The organism is Rhodococcus sp. FW305-130, assembly GCF_058788335.1.
In genome coordinates, this window is the sequence record NZ_JBYTAP010000004.1 from 335,483 (window position 1) to 352,556 (window position 17,074).

The 17,074-nt window shown below is 63.4% G+C and carries 13 protein-coding genes; all 13 read left to right on the top strand.

All coding sequences use genetic code 11. The features are described from left to right. Nucleotides 1-2 precede the first annotated feature (2 nt). On the top strand, nucleotides 3-1,154 hold the full coding sequence (locus tag AC3WQS_RS14675) for an acyl-CoA dehydrogenase family protein (protein WP_007731824.1): 1,152 nt from the start codon (nucleotides 3-5) through the stop codon (nucleotides 1,152-1,154). A gap of 110 nt (nucleotides 1,155-1,264) precedes the next feature. After that, a complete protein-coding gene (locus AC3WQS_RS14680) occupies nucleotides 1,265-2,188 on the top strand; it encodes an MBL fold metallo-hydrolase (protein ID WP_492713127.1) in 924 nt (307 codons plus the stop codon). Between the two features lie 69 nt (nucleotides 2,189-2,257). Further along, nucleotides 2,258-3,472, top strand: coding sequence for a UDP-galactopyranose mutase (gene glf / locus AC3WQS_RS14685; protein WP_031331123.1), 1,215 nt, complete (start codon nucleotides 2,258-2,260; stop codon nucleotides 3,470-3,472). Further along, complete coding sequence (locus AC3WQS_RS14690) at nucleotides 3,469-5,382, top strand: glycosyltransferase (RefSeq protein WP_047888750.1); 1,914 nt, start codon at nucleotides 3,469-3,471, stop codon at nucleotides 5,380-5,382. The genes glf and AC3WQS_RS14690 overlap by 4 nt, the downstream gene beginning before the upstream one ends. Next, nucleotides 5,363-5,896 (top strand): phosphatase PAP2 family protein, encoded by a 534-nt coding sequence (locus AC3WQS_RS14695; RefSeq protein ID WP_003943893.1) that lies wholly within the window; start codon nucleotides 5,363-5,365, stop codon nucleotides 5,894-5,896. The genes AC3WQS_RS14690 and AC3WQS_RS14695 overlap by 20 nt, the downstream gene beginning before the upstream one ends. Beyond that, nucleotides 5,893-6,798, top strand: a complete 906-nt coding sequence (locus AC3WQS_RS14700) for a decaprenyl-phosphate phosphoribosyltransferase (protein ID WP_003943808.1) — start codon at nucleotides 5,893-5,895, stop codon at nucleotides 6,796-6,798. Before AC3WQS_RS14695 ends, AC3WQS_RS14700 begins: the two co-directional genes overlap by 4 nt. Then, nucleotides 6,776-8,695 carry an arabinofuranosyltransferase AftB family protein gene (locus tag AC3WQS_RS14705; RefSeq protein WP_269577444.1) on the top strand — a complete coding sequence of 640 codons (1,920 nt, stop codon included), beginning with the start codon at nucleotides 6,776-6,778 and terminating at the stop codon, nucleotides 8,693-8,695. The genes AC3WQS_RS14700 and AC3WQS_RS14705 overlap by 23 nt, the downstream gene beginning before the upstream one ends. A 331-nt stretch (nucleotides 8,696-9,026) precedes the next feature. Further along, nucleotides 9,027-10,037, top strand: coding sequence for an alpha/beta hydrolase (locus tag AC3WQS_RS14710; protein WP_020905770.1), 1,011 nt, complete (start codon nucleotides 9,027-9,029; stop codon nucleotides 10,035-10,037). A 253-nt stretch (nucleotides 10,038-10,290) separates the two neighbouring features. Then, nucleotides 10,291-12,174 (top strand): alpha/beta hydrolase-fold protein, encoded by a 1,884-nt coding sequence (locus AC3WQS_RS14715; RefSeq protein ID WP_020905771.1) that lies wholly within the window; start codon nucleotides 10,291-10,293, stop codon nucleotides 12,172-12,174. Between the two features lie 106 nt (nucleotides 12,175-12,280). Next, the gene (locus AC3WQS_RS14720; protein ID WP_021342459.1) at nucleotides 12,281-12,832 is read left to right on the top strand and encodes a DUF732 domain-containing protein; all 552 of its coding nucleotides are present in this window, start codon (nucleotides 12,281-12,283) and stop codon (nucleotides 12,830-12,832) included. A gap of 9 nt (nucleotides 12,833-12,841) precedes the next feature. After that, entirely contained in the window at nucleotides 12,842-13,795 is a 954-nt protein-coding gene (locus tag AC3WQS_RS14725; RefSeq protein WP_019746409.1) for a cutinase family protein, read from the top strand. Nucleotides 13,796-14,001: 206 nt separating this feature from the next. Next, nucleotides 14,002-14,997: an LLM class F420-dependent oxidoreductase gene (locus tag AC3WQS_RS14730; protein ID WP_019746410.1), complete on the top strand. Its 996-nt coding sequence runs from the start codon at nucleotides 14,002-14,004 to the stop codon at nucleotides 14,995-14,997. A 182-nt stretch (nucleotides 14,998-15,179) separates the two neighbouring features. Continuing rightward, the gene (gene fadD32 / locus AC3WQS_RS14735) at nucleotides 15,180-17,069 is read left to right on the top strand and encodes a long-chain-fatty-acid--AMP ligase FadD32 (protein WP_003943899.1); all 1,890 of its coding nucleotides are present in this window, start codon (nucleotides 15,180-15,182) and stop codon (nucleotides 17,067-17,069) included. Nucleotides 17,070-17,074 lie beyond the last annotated feature (5 nt).

The following is a 17,074-nucleotide window of genomic DNA, read 5'->3' on the forward strand; positions in this document are numbered from 1 at the left end:
TCATGGCGACCAAGCGCAAGCCGTCGTGGCATGACGACGAGATCACCGCAGTAGCCGAACTGGCCCGTGGTTTCTTCGATCGTGAACTGATCGCCAAGCGTGAGCAGTGGGACGCTCAGCATCGCGTCGACCGGTCCGTGTGGCTCGAAGCCGGCAAGCTCGGCCTGCTGTGCTGCTCGATTCCCGAGGAATACGGCGGGGGCGGTGGAACTTTCGCGCACGATCTTGCAGTCTTCGAGGCGCAGGGCTACTGCGGGGACTATGCACTCGGTAACTCCGTGCACAGTGGCATCGTCGCCCACTACGTGCTCGAGTACGGAAGCGAAGAGCAGAAGAAGGCCTGGCTGCCAGGTATGGCGACGGGCGAGATCCTCGGCGCCATCGGAATGACCGAGCCGGGAACAGGTTCCGACCTCAAGGCAATCACCACGTCCGCGATCCGCGACGGTGACCACTACGTCGTGAACGGGTCGAAGACCTTCATCACCAACGGTGGCAGCGCAGACATGATCGTGCTCGCCGTCAAGACCGATCCCAAGGCGGGCGCCAAGGGTGTCTCGCTCCTGATCGTGGATCTGCGTGACTGCGAAGGCTTTGCGGTCGGCCGCGTCCTCGACAAGGTCGGTCAGCACGGCGCCGATACGTCGGAGCTGTCCTTCACCGATGTCCGCGTTCCCGTTTCGAACCTCCTCGGCGAGTCCGAGGGGCTCGGTTTCGGTCAGTTGATGGCGCAGCTGGTGCAGGAACGTCTCATCATCGGCGCGCAGGCCATCGGCACCATCGAGCGTGCCGTCGAGGAGACCGTCGCGTACACCAAGGCGCGTCAAGCGTTCGGGCACAGCCTCTTCGAGTTCCAGAACACCGCCTTCGAGCTGGCCGAGTGCCAGACGATCGCACGCACCTGCCGTGTCTTCCTCGACAACTGCATCGAGGATCACCTCAACGGCGAGCTGGACGGCGCAGACGCCGCGATGGTCAAGTACTGGCTCACCGAACAGCAGTGCGCCGTCGTCGACCGGTGCGTGCAGCTCTACGGCGGATACGGCTACATGCGTGAATACCCGATCGCGCGCATGTACGAGGACTCCCGCGTCCAGAAGATCTACGCCGGCGCCAACGAAGTGATGAAGGGCATCATCGCGAAGAGTCTTTGATCACCGGCGTCGAAAACCATTGACACCGACCAGGCACCCACCGAGCATTTCGGTGGGTGCCTTTGTGTGTGCCTACAAGCGGGATCGAGCTGTTCGGAAGGCAATCACTGATGAGCTTCACCATCGACGTCGGATCGGCGCGCGTCACCCAACTGACGGAGCTGGCGCACTGGCCGTTTCCGCCGCGAGAGCTTTTTCCGCACGCGGGTGATGCGGAGATCGAGGACGCGTCGGCGCGGCTGACACCGGAGTTCTTCGACGCGGGTAGCGGTGACCTCGTACTTGCCATCCACACCTACCTGGTGGAGATCGGCGGCAAGGCCATCGTCGTCGACACCGGCAACGGGAACAGCAAGCACCGGCCGAACCTCCTGCCGCACCACATGTTCGGCACCGACTACCTCTCGCGCTTCGCCGACACCGGCGTCGACGTTGGCGACGTCGATCTGGTGGTCAGCACACATCTGCACCCCGATCATTGTGGTTGGAACACCAACCTCGAGGCCGAAACCTGGCGGCCCACCTTTCCCCGCGCGACCTACATTTTCGACCGCACCGAACTGACCGCGCTCGAACAACTCGCCGCCGACGGTCCACACGAAGGAGTGGTCTCGGATCTGGCGCAGACCTTCGAGGACAGCGTCCGTCCAGTTCTGGACGGGGCGAAGTGGGAGGCGGTCGACGACGGCCACGTCCTGGCCGAGTCCGAAGGCACACGCGTCGTCGTGCGCGGCGCGCCCGGTCACACGCCGGGCCACATCGTGATCGAGATCCGCACTGCCGACGGCGGCGCCGTCATCTCCGGCGACGTGATCCACCATCCGATCCAGTTTCTGTACCCGGACCTCAGCCAGGGCGGCGACGCGGATCCCGAGATCGCCAGGGTCACCCGCCGCGAACTTCTCGAACGCTGCGCGTCGGAGGGACTGCTTCTACTTCCCGCACACTTCCCCGTCGACGAACCGATCACCATCGAATTCGATTCGAGCGGTGCACCGAGTGCTTCCGGTCTGATCGGTCTTGCAACGTCCTGACTTGCCGCATCGTCCCTGGTGACGCATCCAACCCTCGGCGTCCGAACAGGTCCGATACCCTGGTTCATCGTGACCGCTGCAAATTCAGAGACCGCCCGTGCCCAGTACGACCTGATCGTCGTCGGTTCGGGATTCTTCGGGCTGACCATCGCCGAGCGTGCCGCTACCCAGCTGGGTAAGCGCGTGCTGGTGTTGGATCGCCGTCACCACCTGGGGGGGAACGCATACTCGGAGGCTGAGCCGGAGACCGGCATCGAGGTCCACAAGTACGGTGCCCACCTGTTCCACACCTCCAACAAGAAGGTCTGGGACTACGTCACCCAGTTCACGGAGTTCACGAACTACCAGCACCGCGTCTTCGCGCTGCACAAGGGACAGGCGTACCAGTTCCCGCTGGGACTCGGCCTCGTGTCGCAGTTCTTCGGTCGGTACTTCACTCCCGAAGAGGCACGCGCCCTCATCGCCGAGCAGTCCAGCGAGATCGATTCGAAGGATGCCTCCAATCTCGAGGAGAAGGCGATCTCCCTGATCGGGCGCCCGCTCTACGAAGCGTTCGTGCGTGACTACACGGCAAAGCAGTGGCAGACCGACCCCACTGAGCTGCCCGCGGCGAACATTGCCCGACTGCCGGTCCGCTACAACTTCGACAACCGCTACTTCAACGACACGTACGAGGGCCTGCCCGTCGACGGCTACACGGCGTGGCTCGAGAACATGGCAAAGGATCCGAAGATCGAGGTCCGCCTCGACACCGATTACTTCGACGTCCGCGACGAACTGCGCACCGCCAGCCCCGAGGCACCCGTCATCTACACGGGCCCGCTCGACCGCTACTTCGACTACTCCGAAGGCGCACTGGGATGGCGCACCCTCGACTTCGAGACCGAGGTTCTGCCCACCGGAGACTTCCAGGGCACCCCGGTCATGAACTACAACGACGCGGACGTCCCGTTCACCCGCATCCACGAGTTCCGTCACTTCCACCCGGAGCGCGAGTACCCGACCGACAAGACCGTCATCATGCGTGAGTTCTCACGTGCCGCGGAGGCGAAGGACGAGCCGTACTACCCGATCAACACGCCCGAGGATCGCGAGAAGCTCAGTGCGTACCGCTCCCGTGCCAAGAAGGAGACGGCGGAGAACAAGGTCCTCTTCGGCGGGCGTCTCGGCACCTACCAGTACCTGGACATGCACATGGCGATCGCCAGCGCGCTGACGATGTTCGAGAACACCCTGCGCCCGCATCTCGAAACGGGTGCGGAATTGGCAGGGGAGAGCGAATGAACGCACGTCATCTACTCGAAGGCGAAGAAGTCGTCACCGGCGACGAGGTGACCTACCTCGGCAAGTCCCTGCTCTCCCGGATCATCCTTCCCCGCGCCGGCGAACCTCTCGACGTCCGCACGCTGTACTTGGAGGAAGCTTCGACCAACAGTCGTCGGGCTCACTCCACCTCGCGGACGTCCGTCGCGCTCGGCGCCGAGACCGAGGTCTCGTTCGCCACGTACTTCAACGCGTTCCCCGCCAGCTACTGGCGCCGTTGGTCCATCCTGAAATCGGTGGTCCTTCGACTCGAACTGTCCGGACACGGCCGCGTGGATGTCTACCGTTCCAAGGCGGACTCCTCGCGAATTCACGTGGAAGGCAAGGAATTTGCCGACGGTGATGCCGCGGTCGAGTTCGAGGTGGAACTGACGCCGTTCGAGGACGGTGGCTGGATCTGGTTCGACATCACCACCGATACGGCCGTAGTCGTCGAGAGCGGCGGCTGGTACGCGCCCGTCGAGGCGCCCGGCGAAGCGACTGTTGCCGTTGGTATTCCGACGTTCAATCGCCCGACCGACGCTGTCAAGGCGCTGGCTGCATTGTCCTCGGATCCTCTGGTGTCCGACGTGATCAAGGCCGTCATCATGCCGGACCAGGGGACCCGCAAGGTGCGTGACGAGCCCGGGTTCGCCGAAGCTGCTGCAGCACTTGGTGATCGGCTCGCCATTCACGATCAGGGCAACCTCGGCGGCTCCGGCGGATACAGCCGAATCATGTACGAGGCACTCAAGACCACGCAGTGCCAGCACATCCTGTTCATGGACGACGACATCGAGATCGAACCCGACTCGATCCTTCGCGCGCTTGCTTTCTCGCGCTTCGCGAAGTCGCCGATGCTGGTGGGTGGGCAGATGCTCAACCTGCAGGAACGCAGCCACCTTCATGTGATGGGTGAAGTGGTCAACCGCGGGATCTTCATGTGGTCTGCGGCGCCGAACGTCGAATACGACCACGACTTCTCCAAGAATTCGCTGCGAGATTCGAAACTGCTGCACCGTCGCATCGACGTCGACTTCAACGGTTGGTGGATGTGCATGATCCCGCGCCAGGTCGCGGAAGAGCTCAAGCAGCCGCTGCCACTGTTCATCAAGTGGGACGACTGCGAATACGGTTTGCGCGCAAAGGAAGCCGGATACCCGACCGTCACGCTGCCCGGTGCCGCGATCTGGCACATGGCGTGGAGCGACAAGGACGACGCCATCGACTGGCAGGCGTACTTCCACCTCCGAAACCGTCTGGTGGTGGCCGCGCTCCATATGCCGGGCAACGGCCGCGGCCTTGTCGTCAACACGGTGAAGGCGACTCTCAAGCACCTGCTGTGCCTCGAGTACTCCACCGTTGCGATCCAGAACAAGGCCATCGCGGACTTCCTTGCCGGACCGGAACACGTCGCGAACATGCTGCCCACCGCACTCGGTGAGGTCCATGCCCAGCGCAAGGAGTACCCCGACGCCGTCGTGGTGCCCTCGGCAACCGCACTACCGCTGCCCTCCGGCGCCGAGGTCGGGGACGTCAGCGCGCCGACCAACCCCGTCGCCAAGATCGTCCGCGTCGGCAAGGCCGTGGTACACAACCTCAAGCCTGCGCACCCTGAGCATCACGAGCGTCCTCAGCTCAACGTGCCGACCATCGACGCCAGGTGGTACCTGCTCTCGCAGGTCGACGGCGTCACCGTCACCACCGCCGACGGCCGCGGCGTCGTCTACCGCAAGCGCAACCCCAAGCAGGCACTCGAACTGCTCAAGGAAGCCATGCGTTTGCGCCGCGAACTCGCCGCGCGTTTCCCTGAACTCAAGAAGCAGTACCAGGACGCCGTTCCTTCACTGACCAGCACGGAAAGGTGGGAACGTGTCTTCGGCATCTCCTGAAGTACAGATTCTGGCCGGAATTCAATCGACCGTCGGGCAGCTGCCGGGAGCCGTCAAGGTCGCCCGCGGTATGTCTCACTTCGGTGAGCACTCCCTCGGGTGGATCGCGATCGCTGCCGTCGGAGCTGCTGTGGACAAGCCGCGTCGACGTGAGTGGGCCGGAGCAGCCGTCGGCGCATTCGGTGCACACGCCGCCTCCGTGGTGATCAAACGAGTCGTCAGGCGCAAGCGACCTTCCGACCCTTCGGTGCAGGTCAACGTCTCGACACCGAGCAAGCTCAGCTTCCCGTCGTCACACGCGACGTCGACGACGGCGGCGGCTGTGCTGATCGGTCGACTCACCGGGCTACCCTTACCGGCGTTGCTGGTGCCCCCGATGATGCTCTCGCGTCTGGTCCTGGGAGTTCACTACCCGACCGACGTACTCGCCGGAGCGGCACTGGGAGCCGCATCCGCGGCGGTAGTTCGCCGGGTCGAAGAAGCCAGAGCCGAACAGAAATGTGGAGATAAATGAGCGAGGAACCGGCTACGGTCAGCGGACCCCCGAAGTCCCTGCCCGCCGGCATCGTCAAGGCGCTTCGCCCACGTCAGTGGGTCAAGAACGTCCTTGTGCTGGCAGCGCCCATCGCGGCCGGAACCGCCACCGAAGCCGACGTGCTCCTGCCCGTCGCGCTGGCGTTCGTCGTGTTCTGCATGGCGGCATCGGGCATCTACCTCGTCAACGACGCGATGGATGTCGAAGCCGACCGTGCTCACCCCACGAAGCGATTCCGTCCCATCGCGGCCGGAGTTCTACCCGTCAACATCGCGTACGGCATGGCAGTCGTGCTGCTTGCCGGTGCGATCGGGCTGTCCTTCCTGGCCAACTGGCAACTCGCCGTGGTCATGGGCGTGTACATCGTCATCCAGCTCGCCTACTGCTTCGGTCTCAAGCATCAGGCCGTCATCGACATCTGCATCGTCTCGTCCGGCTTCCTGCTTCGAGCGATCGCCGGTGGCGTTGCCGCCGAGATCGATCTCTCGCAGTGGTTCCTGCTGATGATGGCGTTCGGTTCACTCTTCATGGCGGCAGGCAAGCGCTACGCCGAACTGCAGTTGGCCGAGAAGACCGGCGCGAAGATTCGTAAGTCCCTCGAGAGCTACACGATGACGTACCTGCGTTTCGTGTGGACGATGGCAGCGACGACGCTGGTCCTCTGCTACGGACTGTGGGCGTTCCAGCAGGACGCCATCAAGGGCACCAACTGGTATGCCATCTCGATGGTGCCTTTCACCATCGCGGTGCTGCGATATGCGGTGGACGTCGACGGCGGCGAAGCCGGAGAGCCTGAGGAGATCGCGCTCGGTGACCGGGTGCTGCAACTCCTCGCGATTGCGTGGATCGGAGTAGTGGGTGTCGCTGTCTACCTCGTCTGAGCCACGCACCGAGGCCGACCCGCACGTCGACACTGCGGCGAATCGCACCACCCTCAGTCGAGGAGTTTTTCTCGGCGGGGTGGTGCTTGCTGCTGCCCTCATGTTCTGGGGGGCGTGGGAGCGTCGCTGGATCGCCGACGACGGACTCATCGTCTTGCGAACCGTCCGCAACCTGCTCGCGGGGAACGGCCCGGTCTTCAATGCGGGGGAGCGTGTCGAGGCGAACACGAGTACCGCGTGGACATACATCGTCTACGCGTTCAGTTGGCTCACGCAGATCCGCCTCGAATACGTCGTTCTGACGATCGCGCTCGTACTCTCGACTGCTGCCGTCGTGCTGGCGATGCTCGGCACCGGTCGTCTGTACCGAGGCGTTCGGCCGTCGGCGGGCGGAACGATCCTGCTGGTACCGGCAGGTGTTCTCGTCTACATCGCGGTTCCGCCTGCGCGAGATTTCGCCACTTCCGGGCTCGAGACTTGCTTGGTGATCTTCTGGATCGCGCTCCTGTGGCTACTGCTCGTTCGGTGGGCGCAGGCGTCGAAGCCGTCCACGGCGTCGATCCTGACTCTCTCGTTCGTGGCAGGCCTCGGACCATTGGTTCGACCCGAGATGGCAATTCCCGGTGCTGCCGCGTTGATGATGATCGTTCTCTCCGCAGGCCTGACCTGGAAGATTCGCGCACTGATCGTGGTCGTCGCCGGACTTGTGCCGGTGGGCTATCAGATCTGGCGAATGGGCTATTACGCCCTGCCGTACCCGAACACCGCGGTGTCGAAGGACGCCGGTGGCGCGAAGTGGGCGCAGGGTTTTGCGTACCTGTGGAACCTCGTCGGGCCGTACCTGCTCTGGCTGCCGCTGCTTTTCCTGCTCATCGGCGCGCTGCTGCTCGTGTGGCGAAGCCGAGCGGACGCACCTGCCACCGCCACCGATCAACCTGTACGCCCGCTGTGGGAGCGCTTTCAGCAGTTTCTGCGCACGCCGCGGGCGATTGTCACCTTCATTCTCGGCAGTGGGCTGATTCTCGGGATCTACTCTCTGCGCGTCGGCGGCGACTTCATGCACGGCCGCGTCCTGTTGCCGGTGTTGTTCTGCCTGCTCATCCCGGTCGCCGTCATTCCGCTGCGGGTTCCGGCGCGGGCAGCGTTCGGCAGTAACCGCGACACCGCGATCTTCGGAGTCTCGGCGGTGCTGTGGATCGGGACGATCATCTGGGCCTTCTTCGCCGCCAACACGACGGGCATGCCGGAAGGCTCCGTGGTGGGTCGCTCGGGAATCGTCGACGAGCGTGCGTTCTATGCACTCAACACCGGTCACAAGCACCCGATTCTTGCCGAGGACTACCTCGACTATCCGCGAATGCGTGCCATGGTGGAGACCATCGCGCGGACTCCGGAGGGTGGGCTGCTGTTGCCGTCGGCGAGTTACGACTCCTGGTTCGTCGTCCCACCGCCAGGGCCGCTCGAGGAGCCTGCCGAGCACGTCGTCTTCTTCCTCAACCTCGGAATGACGAGCATGAACGTGGGCCTCGACGTTCGGGTGCTCGATCAGATGGGGCTGGCGTACCCCCTGGCAGCACACACCGAGCGCCTCGAAGACGGCCGGATCGGGCACGACAAGAACCTTTACCCGGACTGGGTGGTCGCGGATACCGGAATGATCGACGTTCGCCCGTGGCTGCCGTTCTTCCTCGACGAGGACTGGGTTGCCGACGCGAAGCTGGCGATCACGTGCCCGGAAACGCAGGAGTTGCTCACGTCGTACCGCTCCGAGCTGACCTGGGCCAGATTCAAACAGAACTTCCAGCAGGCTTTCGACTTCGCGAAGTACCGATTCGACCGGGTTCCGGCCTACGAATTGGAACGCTGCGGGCTCGTTCCGCCGGAGCCGCCGAAGTGATGTGATCAGCATCACCGACGGTTGAAGGTTTGAATATTTCGATTCAGTAACACCGAATCGATTGGCCACGATGTACTCGAAGACGATTCACCTAACCTGAATCACTCCCTGCGGGTGATGACGGCGTCGCCCGCGGACTGAGACGTAACGGTCTGTCTATTTGTCACAGCTGAACCTGTGACATAAAGTCCAGCGAGCGCAGTGTGACTTGGAAGAGGTCCGCTGCCGACCCGAACTTGTTCGGGCTGGCAGAAAAGCCTGTTCCCCGACGGAATCCGCCGGAGCCACTCCACCGAGTGAGTGCCGCAGACGAAGAGAGAGAGCAGTATCCATGCGTTTTGCCAGAAAGAGGCTGACCCAGCGCCTCAAGCACCGAGCGTTGGCCATCGGTGCCGCAGCACTTGTGCTACCCCTTGCTGCAGGAGTTGCCGGTAGTGCTGTCGCCTCTGCTGCGCCCGCGCACACTGCTCCCAGCCACACCGCCCCCTCGGGCGGATACGACGAGCTGTGGGTGCCCTCCTCGATGGGCAACATCAAGGTCCAGGTCCAGTGGGCCGCACGCGGCGGAAACGCTGCCCTCTACCTCCTCGACGGCCTGCGTGCGCGCAACGACGCCAACGCGTGGAGCTTCGAGACCAACGCGATGGACCAGTACCGCAACGACAACATCACCCTCGTGATGCCCGTCGGCGGCGAGTCCAGCTTCTACAGCGACTGGTATGCACCGTCGAACTTCAACGGCCAGCAGATCACGTACAAGTGGGAAACGTTCCTCACGCAGGAACTCCCCAACTTCCTCGCGAACTACGGCGTCTCGCCGAACAACAACGCGGTTCTCGGTCTCTCGATGGGTGGCAGCGCTGCTCTGACGCTGGCTGCTTACCACCGCGACCAGTTCAAGTTCGCCGGCTCGCTCTCGGGCTACCTGAACATCTCGGCTCCCGGCATGCGCGAGGCAATCCGCGTCGCAATGCTCGATGCCGGTCGCTTCAACGTCGACTCCATGTGGGGACCGCCGTGGAGCCCGTCCTGGCTGCGCAACGACCCGTTCGTCTTCGCACCGCGTCTGCAGGGCCTGTCGATGTACATCTCGTCGGCAAGCGGCCTGCCCGGTGAATACGACCACCCGCGCGCACCGATCGATTACTACAACACGGCTAACGGCATGGGCCTCGAAGCACTCGCCCTGGTCAACACCCGTGCATTCCAGATCCGCATGAACTCGCTGGGTATCCCGGCCACCTACAGCTTCCCGTCCAACGGCACGCACTCGTGGCCGTACTGGTCGGCAGAGCTGTGGAAGGCTCGCGGCCAGATCCTCGACACCATGAACGCTTGGTGATCGTGCGCCATCCCGTGACCTAGTCACTTCACCAGTGCCGTTCCGGACTCCCTCCAAGGGAAACCGGGACGGCACTTGTGTATTCAGGTGCTGCACGATCGCCTGAGGTCAGTAACAATTGCACCACCAGTAACAGCGCGGCTACCCCAAGCGGGGATCGTTTGCGTGTAGAAATAGTTTCAACGGGGGTCTGGCTGCTCAGGCGGCTACACGATCGACGCGCGGACCGAACGTAAGGAAAGAGAGTGAGCTCATGCGAGTAGGCCTTGCCACGGAGGACCGTCGCCGGTCCCGGGCAACCTTCCGGACAAAGGTCGTCGGCGCACTGGCAGCGATGCTGGTACTGCCGATCGCCGCGGGCTTGACGACGGCCGGAACCGCGGCAGCCGCGCCGGCACCTGCTCAGGCCGCACCGGCCGTGACCCAGAACCCCACCGGCGCAGCGGTCACGAAGGTCGACTGGCTCAGTGAGCGTCGCGTCGCGCTGTGGGTGAACTCTCCCGCGATGGGCACCCCGATTCAGGTGCAGATCCTCTTGGCTCGCGATTGGAACGTCAATCCGTCGGCCAGCTTCCCCTCGGTCTGGATGCTCGACGGTCTTCGCGCGACCGACAACGAGAACGCCTGGACCTACGAAACCGACGCTGAGTCCTTCTACGCGGACAAGAACGTCAACGTCATTCTTCCCGTCGGCGGTCAGTCCAGCTTCTACTCCGACTGGCTCGAGCCCGACAACGGCAAGAACTACCAGTGGGAGACGTTCCTGACCAAGGAACTGCCCCCGATCCTCGAAAAGGATTGGCGGACCACGCAGACGCGCGGAGTAGTCGGACTGTCGATGGGCGGAACGTCCGCTATGTTCCTCACGGCGCGTAACCCCGGCTTCTTCAAGTTCGCGGCTTCGCTGTCCGGCATCCTCACCACCACCTCGCTCGGCATGCCTCAGGCAATCCAGTTCGCGATGACCGACGCCGGTGGATACAACTCCGCCGCGATGTGGGGACCGCCGTCCAACGCACAGTGGGCTGCACACGATCCGTATGCGCTCGCCGAGAAGCTCAAGGGCGTCAGTCTGTACGTCTCGAGTGGTAGCGGTACGACCGGCCCGTACGACCAGCCGTCGGGAATTCCCGGCGTCAGCACCAACTACGCAGGTATGGGCCTCGAGATCCTCGCTCGCCTGACCTCGCAGACCTTCGCGACCAAGCTCAACCAGCTCGGCATCCCCGCGCAGGTCAATTACCGCCCGTCCGGAACCCACTCGTGGCCGTACTGGCAGTTCGAGCTTCATCAGCTGTGGCCGCAGTTGGCCAACGCCATCGGCGTCGAGGTCGAGAAGCCGGCTTGCGGCACGTCGGGTGAGATCGGTGCGACGGCTGCAGCCAACGGTTGGATCGGCGACTGCATCACCCCCGAGTACAGCGTCGCGGGTGGCCTGGCACAGGACTTCCGCAACGGTCGCATCTACTTCACCAGTGGAACGGGCGCCCAGCCTGTAGCCGGTCGTATCGCCGGCGCGTACATGAACACCGGAGCAGCGGCCGGCCCGCTCGGTTTCCCGCGTACTCCCGAACTCGGTACCCCCGACGGACGCGGACGCTTCAACCACTTCCAGAACGGCTCCATCTACTGGACCCCGCAGACCGGCGCTCACCCCGTCAGCGGCGACATCCTCGCCGAGTGGTCCGCACAGGGATGGGAAGGTGGCCCGCTCGGCTACCCGACCGCCGACGAGATCGCGACCCCCGGCAAGCCGGGCAAGGTTCAGGGATTCGAGATCGGCGCGATGTACAGCAGCGCCAACGGAACTCACGCGGTTCTCGGAATGATCATGGGCAAGTACGGCGAACTCGGTTGGGAAAACGGCTGGCTCGGATTCCCGAAGTCGAACGAGGTTCCGATCAAGGACAACGGACGCTTCACCGAGTTCGAGGGCGGCAACATCTACTGGAGCCCCGGCACCGGTGCATGGTCCGTCGAGAACGGCCCGCTCTTCGACGGCTGGAAGAGCGTCGGATACGAAGGCGGCCGCCTCGGATTCCCGATCAGTGACAAATTCGACATTCCCGGTGGTGTCCAGCAGAACTTCCAGTTCGGCTACATCACGGTGATCGGTGACAAGACAGAAGTTCACTAACTCACAGTGGTGCACGACGGGCGGGCCCGATCACGGATCGGTGCCCGCCCGCGTGCGTTGCGTAACCTGTTGATGGACTTTCGACTGAAGGCAAGGACGGACATTGATGTCGCTTTTCTCGGGTAACCGAAACACTTGTGCACGCGCGATCGCGGTCGGCGCCTTGGCGCTCGCCGCGGGTGGCGCGCTGGTCGCGTGCGGTAGTGACGACTCCACTGCAACCTCCAATCCGGTCACCACGACGTCCGCTGCGGCTTCGTCCTCGAGTGGTTCGGCGTCTGCGTCCGCCTCTGCGACCACGACGGCGTCGGCTGCACCCACCAGTCCAGGAGCAGCAGCCACCGCGCCGCCGGAGCAGCCGCAGAGCATCGAAGGCTTCCCGGGCCCCACAGTCGTCGAGGTCAGTCCAGAGGCACAGAAGTTCCTCGACGGACTGAAGGCGAAGGGCATCACCCCAGCCGGTGACGGAAGCATCGCCGTCAACACGGCCAATTACATCTGCGCTGCCGGTCCTCAGACCGACGACGAGGTCCTGACCTTCGTGACTGCCTTCGTCGGCCAGGAAGCGTCGGCGGAAGGCAAGCAGATCACTCCCGAGCAGGCAGGTGCGAACGCTCAGATCTATATCGACGTCGCCAACACCACCTACTGCAAGTAGGCGCGGGTCATGGCGAGGTCTGGAAAGCGTCGTGGGTGCCTGATCCCGCTGCTGATCATTCTTGTGGTCGCAGCGGTCGTGATCGGCGGTTGGTACATCCTGGCCGGGCGGGTGCCTTCGCCGACTCCGATCCCGCCGAGTCCGGAGCCACCGGTCTCTCAGCCGGCCAGTTGCCCCGATGTCCAGGTAGTAGCCATACCGGGTACGTGGGAGTCGAGCGCTACCGACGACCCGTACAACCCGACGGCCAATCCGGCGTCGTTGATGCTGAACGTGACCCGCCCTCTTCAGGAGAAGTTCGATAGTTCGAGGGCCGACGTCTACACCGTTCCTTACGTCGCACAGTTTTCGAATCCGGTTGCGATCCCGCCGGACGGACAGCAGTCCTACAACAACAGCCGGGCTGCGGGAACTGCTGCCACTAACGACTTTCTGATGAAGCGGCACGCCGAGTGCCCGCTCACGAGCTACGTCCTGACCGGATTTTCCCAGGGCGCGGTGATCGCGGGTGACGTCGCCGCGAGTATCGGCGACGGTACCGGCGCGGTGCCTGCCGATCTGGTTCTGGGCGTGGGCTTGATTGCCGACGGTCGGCGCGATCCGGCGTTCGGGAACACGGTTGGCCCGAGCGTTGCCGGTGTCGGCGCCGAGCTGTCGCTGAACGGGCTGAAGCTTCCCGGTCTCACGATGACCGGCCCGAGGCCAGGCGGATTCGGCGACCTCAACGACCGGACTTATCAGATATGCGCGCCGAGCGACGGTATCTGCGACGCTCCGGCCGCCGCTCTCAATCCGACCAACTGGTTGAGTTCGGCGCCGCGGCTTCTCGAGTACTACAACAACCCTGTGCACGCGATGTACAACTCCTTCCAAGTCGATCCGAACGGCACGACGGCCACCCAATGGATGGCACAGTGGGCTGCGGAGAAGATCGACGCCGCACCGACACCGCCCCACAGTTGAGTCACCGCCGCACTGTTGATTCGTCACAATCGGGCGTCTCGGGAGTTCGCTCGCGGGTAATCTGCTCGTTTGGTCCCGGTAGAGTGCTGCACGGTCCGGGGGCGTCCTCTACAGTGCTGTCACGTAAGTGACTGGCGAGTAGGTTCGATTTGTCCGGTTTCGAAGTCCGAGTACGACGTACGTGTCCATCACAGGAGAATCGCTATATGAGTTCCACCCACGGCAGCGATGCCCTACGCAAATTCCGGTTTGCGGCCGGTGGCGAGGGCAACGCCGAAGAGGGTGGTGCGCGACGTTTCGTCAAGCTTGCGCAGAAGGCCGAGGAACTCGGCTACGACTCGTTCATGATTCCGGACCACCTGGGTAATCAGGTCGGACCGATCGCCGCTCTGGGAGCGCTCGCAGTGGCCACGGACAAGATCCGTCTGGGCACTGCCGTGTTGGCCAACGGCTTCCGTCATCCTGCTGTGCTCGCGAAGGACGCGGCGACTATCGACGTGCTGTCCGGTGGTCGACTCGAACTCGGTATCGGCGCAGGCTGGATGAAGGAAGAGTTCGACAAGGGCGGCATCGCATACGAAAGCCCCGGCGTTCGCATCGAGAAACTCGAGGAGTCTCTGCAGATTCTCGACACACTGCTGCGCGGGCAGGAATGCACTTTCGAAGGCAAGCACTATCAGGTGCGTGGCCTCAAGGGCAGCCCGCGACCGCGGCAGGGCCCGCGGCCACCGATCATCGTCGGTGGCGGCGGACCGAAGATGCTCGCTCTCGCCGCGAAGTACGCGGACATCATCTCGGTCGCCACACCGACCAACCGTGACGGGCGGCTTCTGCTCTCCGGAATCACGATGGAAAAGACCATCGAACGTGTCGAGCGGATCCGCGAAGCTGCCGGCGAGCGTTTCGATGAGATCGAACTCAACTGGACCATCACCATGATCATGATCACCGACGATCGAGAGCAGGCTGCCGAGATGGCAATCGCCGCTCTGGACCAAGGTTTTCCGCCGAACATCGAAGTGGATCGTAAGCTGAGCGTGGAGGAGTTGCTGAACTCTCCATACCTGGCTGTGGGCACTTTCGAGGAAATCGCAGACCAGATTCGACTGGTCCGTGAGAAGACGTCGATGTCGTACGTCGGGGTCTTCCCGACGCAGATGGAAGCGTTCGCCCCGATCATCCCGTTACTGGCGGGCGAGTAGGCCGGAGAATACGGACGATGCGAATCTGTAACATATCGATGGTTTGGGATCGATGAAGTGATTCAGGTGAGTTGCGCACAAAGTGCGATTCGATTGATCGAAGATGGACCCGAGAGAGCGAAGGAAGTCTGGGGCGCAGGCATGAAAGACAGTGCTTGTGTGATCGCTTCGGAGGAGATGGAATGAACGCGCTGTTCGATGGCTTTCTCGACGAGAAGGGCCAGATCCGCCTGCAACCAGGCTTCACGCTGGTCGACTACGTCGAGCAACACTCGCGTGTCAACGCGGACGAGCTCGCGTATCGGTACATCGATTACTCACGCGAGCGTGACGGTGAAGCCCTGGAGCTGACCTGGGAGCAGTTCGGTGTGCGTCTGCGCGCTGTTGCAGCCCGTTTGCAGCAGGTCACCAAGCGTGGCGACCGTGTCGCGATTCTTGCGCCGCAGGGGCTCGACTACGTCATTTCGTTCTTCGCCGCCATTCAGGCAGGTTCCATCGCGGTGCCGCTCTTCGATCCGGACGAGCCCGGTCATACCGACCGTCTTCACGCTGTTCTCGGTGACTGCAAGCCGACTGCGATTCTGACTGCCGCTTCGTCGGCTGCCGGTGTTCGTCAGTTGTTCCGCTCGCTTCCCGCTGCCGAGCGTCCGCGCATCATCGCCGTCGACGCGATTCCCGACACCGTCGGTGAAACGTGGGTTCGTCCCGACATCGAGCTCGACGACATCGCGTACCTGCAGTACACCTCCGGTTCGACCCGAGTTCCCGCCGGCGTGGAGATCACCCACCGCGCTGTCGGAACGAACGCGCTCCAGATGGTCGACTCCATCGAACTCAACGAGGACTCACGCGGCGTCACGTGGCTGCCGCTGTTCCACGACATGGGCCTGCTGACGGTCATCCTGCCTGCTCTGGGCGGCAAGTACATCACCATCATGAGCCCGCGCGCTTTCGTGCAGCGGCCGTACCGGTGGATCAAGGAACTGGCTGCGGTTTCCGACGGCGCAGGCACCTTTGCCGCCGCTCCCAACTTCGCTTTCGAGCACGCTGCCGCGCGCGGCCTGCCGAAGGACGGCGAGACCCTGGACCTGAGCAACGTCATCGGCCTGATCAACGGCAGTGAGCCGGTCACGACGTCGTCGATGCGCAAGTTCAACGACGCTTTTGCTCAGTACGGTCTGCCCAAGACTGCGATCAAGCCGTCGTACGGCATGGCCGAAGCGACGCTCTTCGTCTCCTCGACCAAGCATTCCGACGAGGCCAAGGTCATCTACGTCGACCGCACGGAACTCAACAAGGGCCGCATGGTCATCGTCGACCAGTACTCCGAGAACGCCATCGCACAGGTCTCCTGTGGGTACGTCTCGCGCAGTCAGTGGGCGGCGATCGTCGATCCCGAAACTCTGACCGAGGTCCCCGACAATCACGTCGGCGAGATCTGGTTGCACGGCGAGAACATCGGCATCGGCTACTGGGGTCGCCCCGACGAGACGGCGGAGACCTTCCACAACAAGCTGGACAATCGGTTGAGCGAAGACAGCCACACCGAGGGCACGCCGGCGGATGCCAACTGGATGCGTACCGGCGACTTCGGCGTCTACGTCGACGGCGAGCTGTACATCACCGGCCGCGTCAAGGACCTCGTGATCGTCGACGGTCGCAATCATTACCCGCAGGACCTCGAGGCTTCGGCTCAGGAAGCCAGCCCCGCCCTGCGCCCCGGCTTCATCGCTGCGTTTGCCGTACCGGCCAACCAGCTGCCTTCCGTCGTGTTCTCCAACACGCACTCCGGTCTGAAGTTCGACGACGACGATTCCTCGGAGCAGTTGGTCATCGTGGCCGAGCGTGCTCCCGGCGCAGGCAAGGCCGATCCGCAGCCGATCGCGGACACTGTGCGTGCGGCGATTTCTTCCCGTCACGGTGTTACGGCCCGAGACATCCTGCTCGTCCCCGCGGGTTCGATTCCGCGTACGTCCAGCGGCAAGATCGCTCGCCGCGCGTGTAAGGCGAGTTATATCGAGGGAACGTTGCGAGGCGGCTATCAGCAGACCGCATTCCCCGATAGCGTTTGAGGAGC

Bases quoted from the DNA above. Each gene is read 5' to 3' on its own strand.
- AC3WQS_RS14720 (WP_021342459.1), top strand. From the start codon at position 12,281: ATGTCGCTTTTCTCGGGTAACCGAAACACTTGTGCACGCGCGATCGCG.
- AC3WQS_RS14700 (WP_003943808.1), top strand. From the start codon at position 5,893: ATGAGCGAGGAACCGGCTACGGTCAGCGGACCCCCGAAGTCCCTGCCC.
- AC3WQS_RS14690 (WP_047888750.1), top strand. From the start codon at position 3,469: ATGAACGCACGTCATCTACTCGAAGGCGAAGAAGTCGTCACCGGCGAC.
- AC3WQS_RS14730 (WP_019746410.1), top strand. From the start codon at position 14,002: ATGAGTTCCACCCACGGCAGCGATGCCCTACGCAAATTCCGGTTTGCG.
- AC3WQS_RS14680 (WP_492713127.1), top strand. From the start codon at position 1,265: ATGAGCTTCACCATCGACGTCGGATCGGCGCGCGTCACCCAACTGACG.
- AC3WQS_RS14710 (WP_020905770.1), top strand. From the start codon at position 9,027: ATGCGTTTTGCCAGAAAGAGGCTGACCCAGCGCCTCAAGCACCGAGCG.
- fadD32 (WP_003943899.1), top strand. From the start codon at position 15,180: ATGAACGCGCTGTTCGATGGCTTTCTCGACGAGAAGGGCCAGATCCGC.
- AC3WQS_RS14675 (WP_007731824.1), top strand. From the start codon at position 3: ATGGCGACCAAGCGCAAGCCGTCGTGGCATGACGACGAGATCACCGCA.
- AC3WQS_RS14725 (WP_019746409.1), top strand. From the start codon at position 12,842: ATGGCGAGGTCTGGAAAGCGTCGTGGGTGCCTGATCCCGCTGCTGATC.
- AC3WQS_RS14715 (WP_020905771.1), top strand. From the start codon at position 10,291: ATGCGAGTAGGCCTTGCCACGGAGGACCGTCGCCGGTCCCGGGCAACC.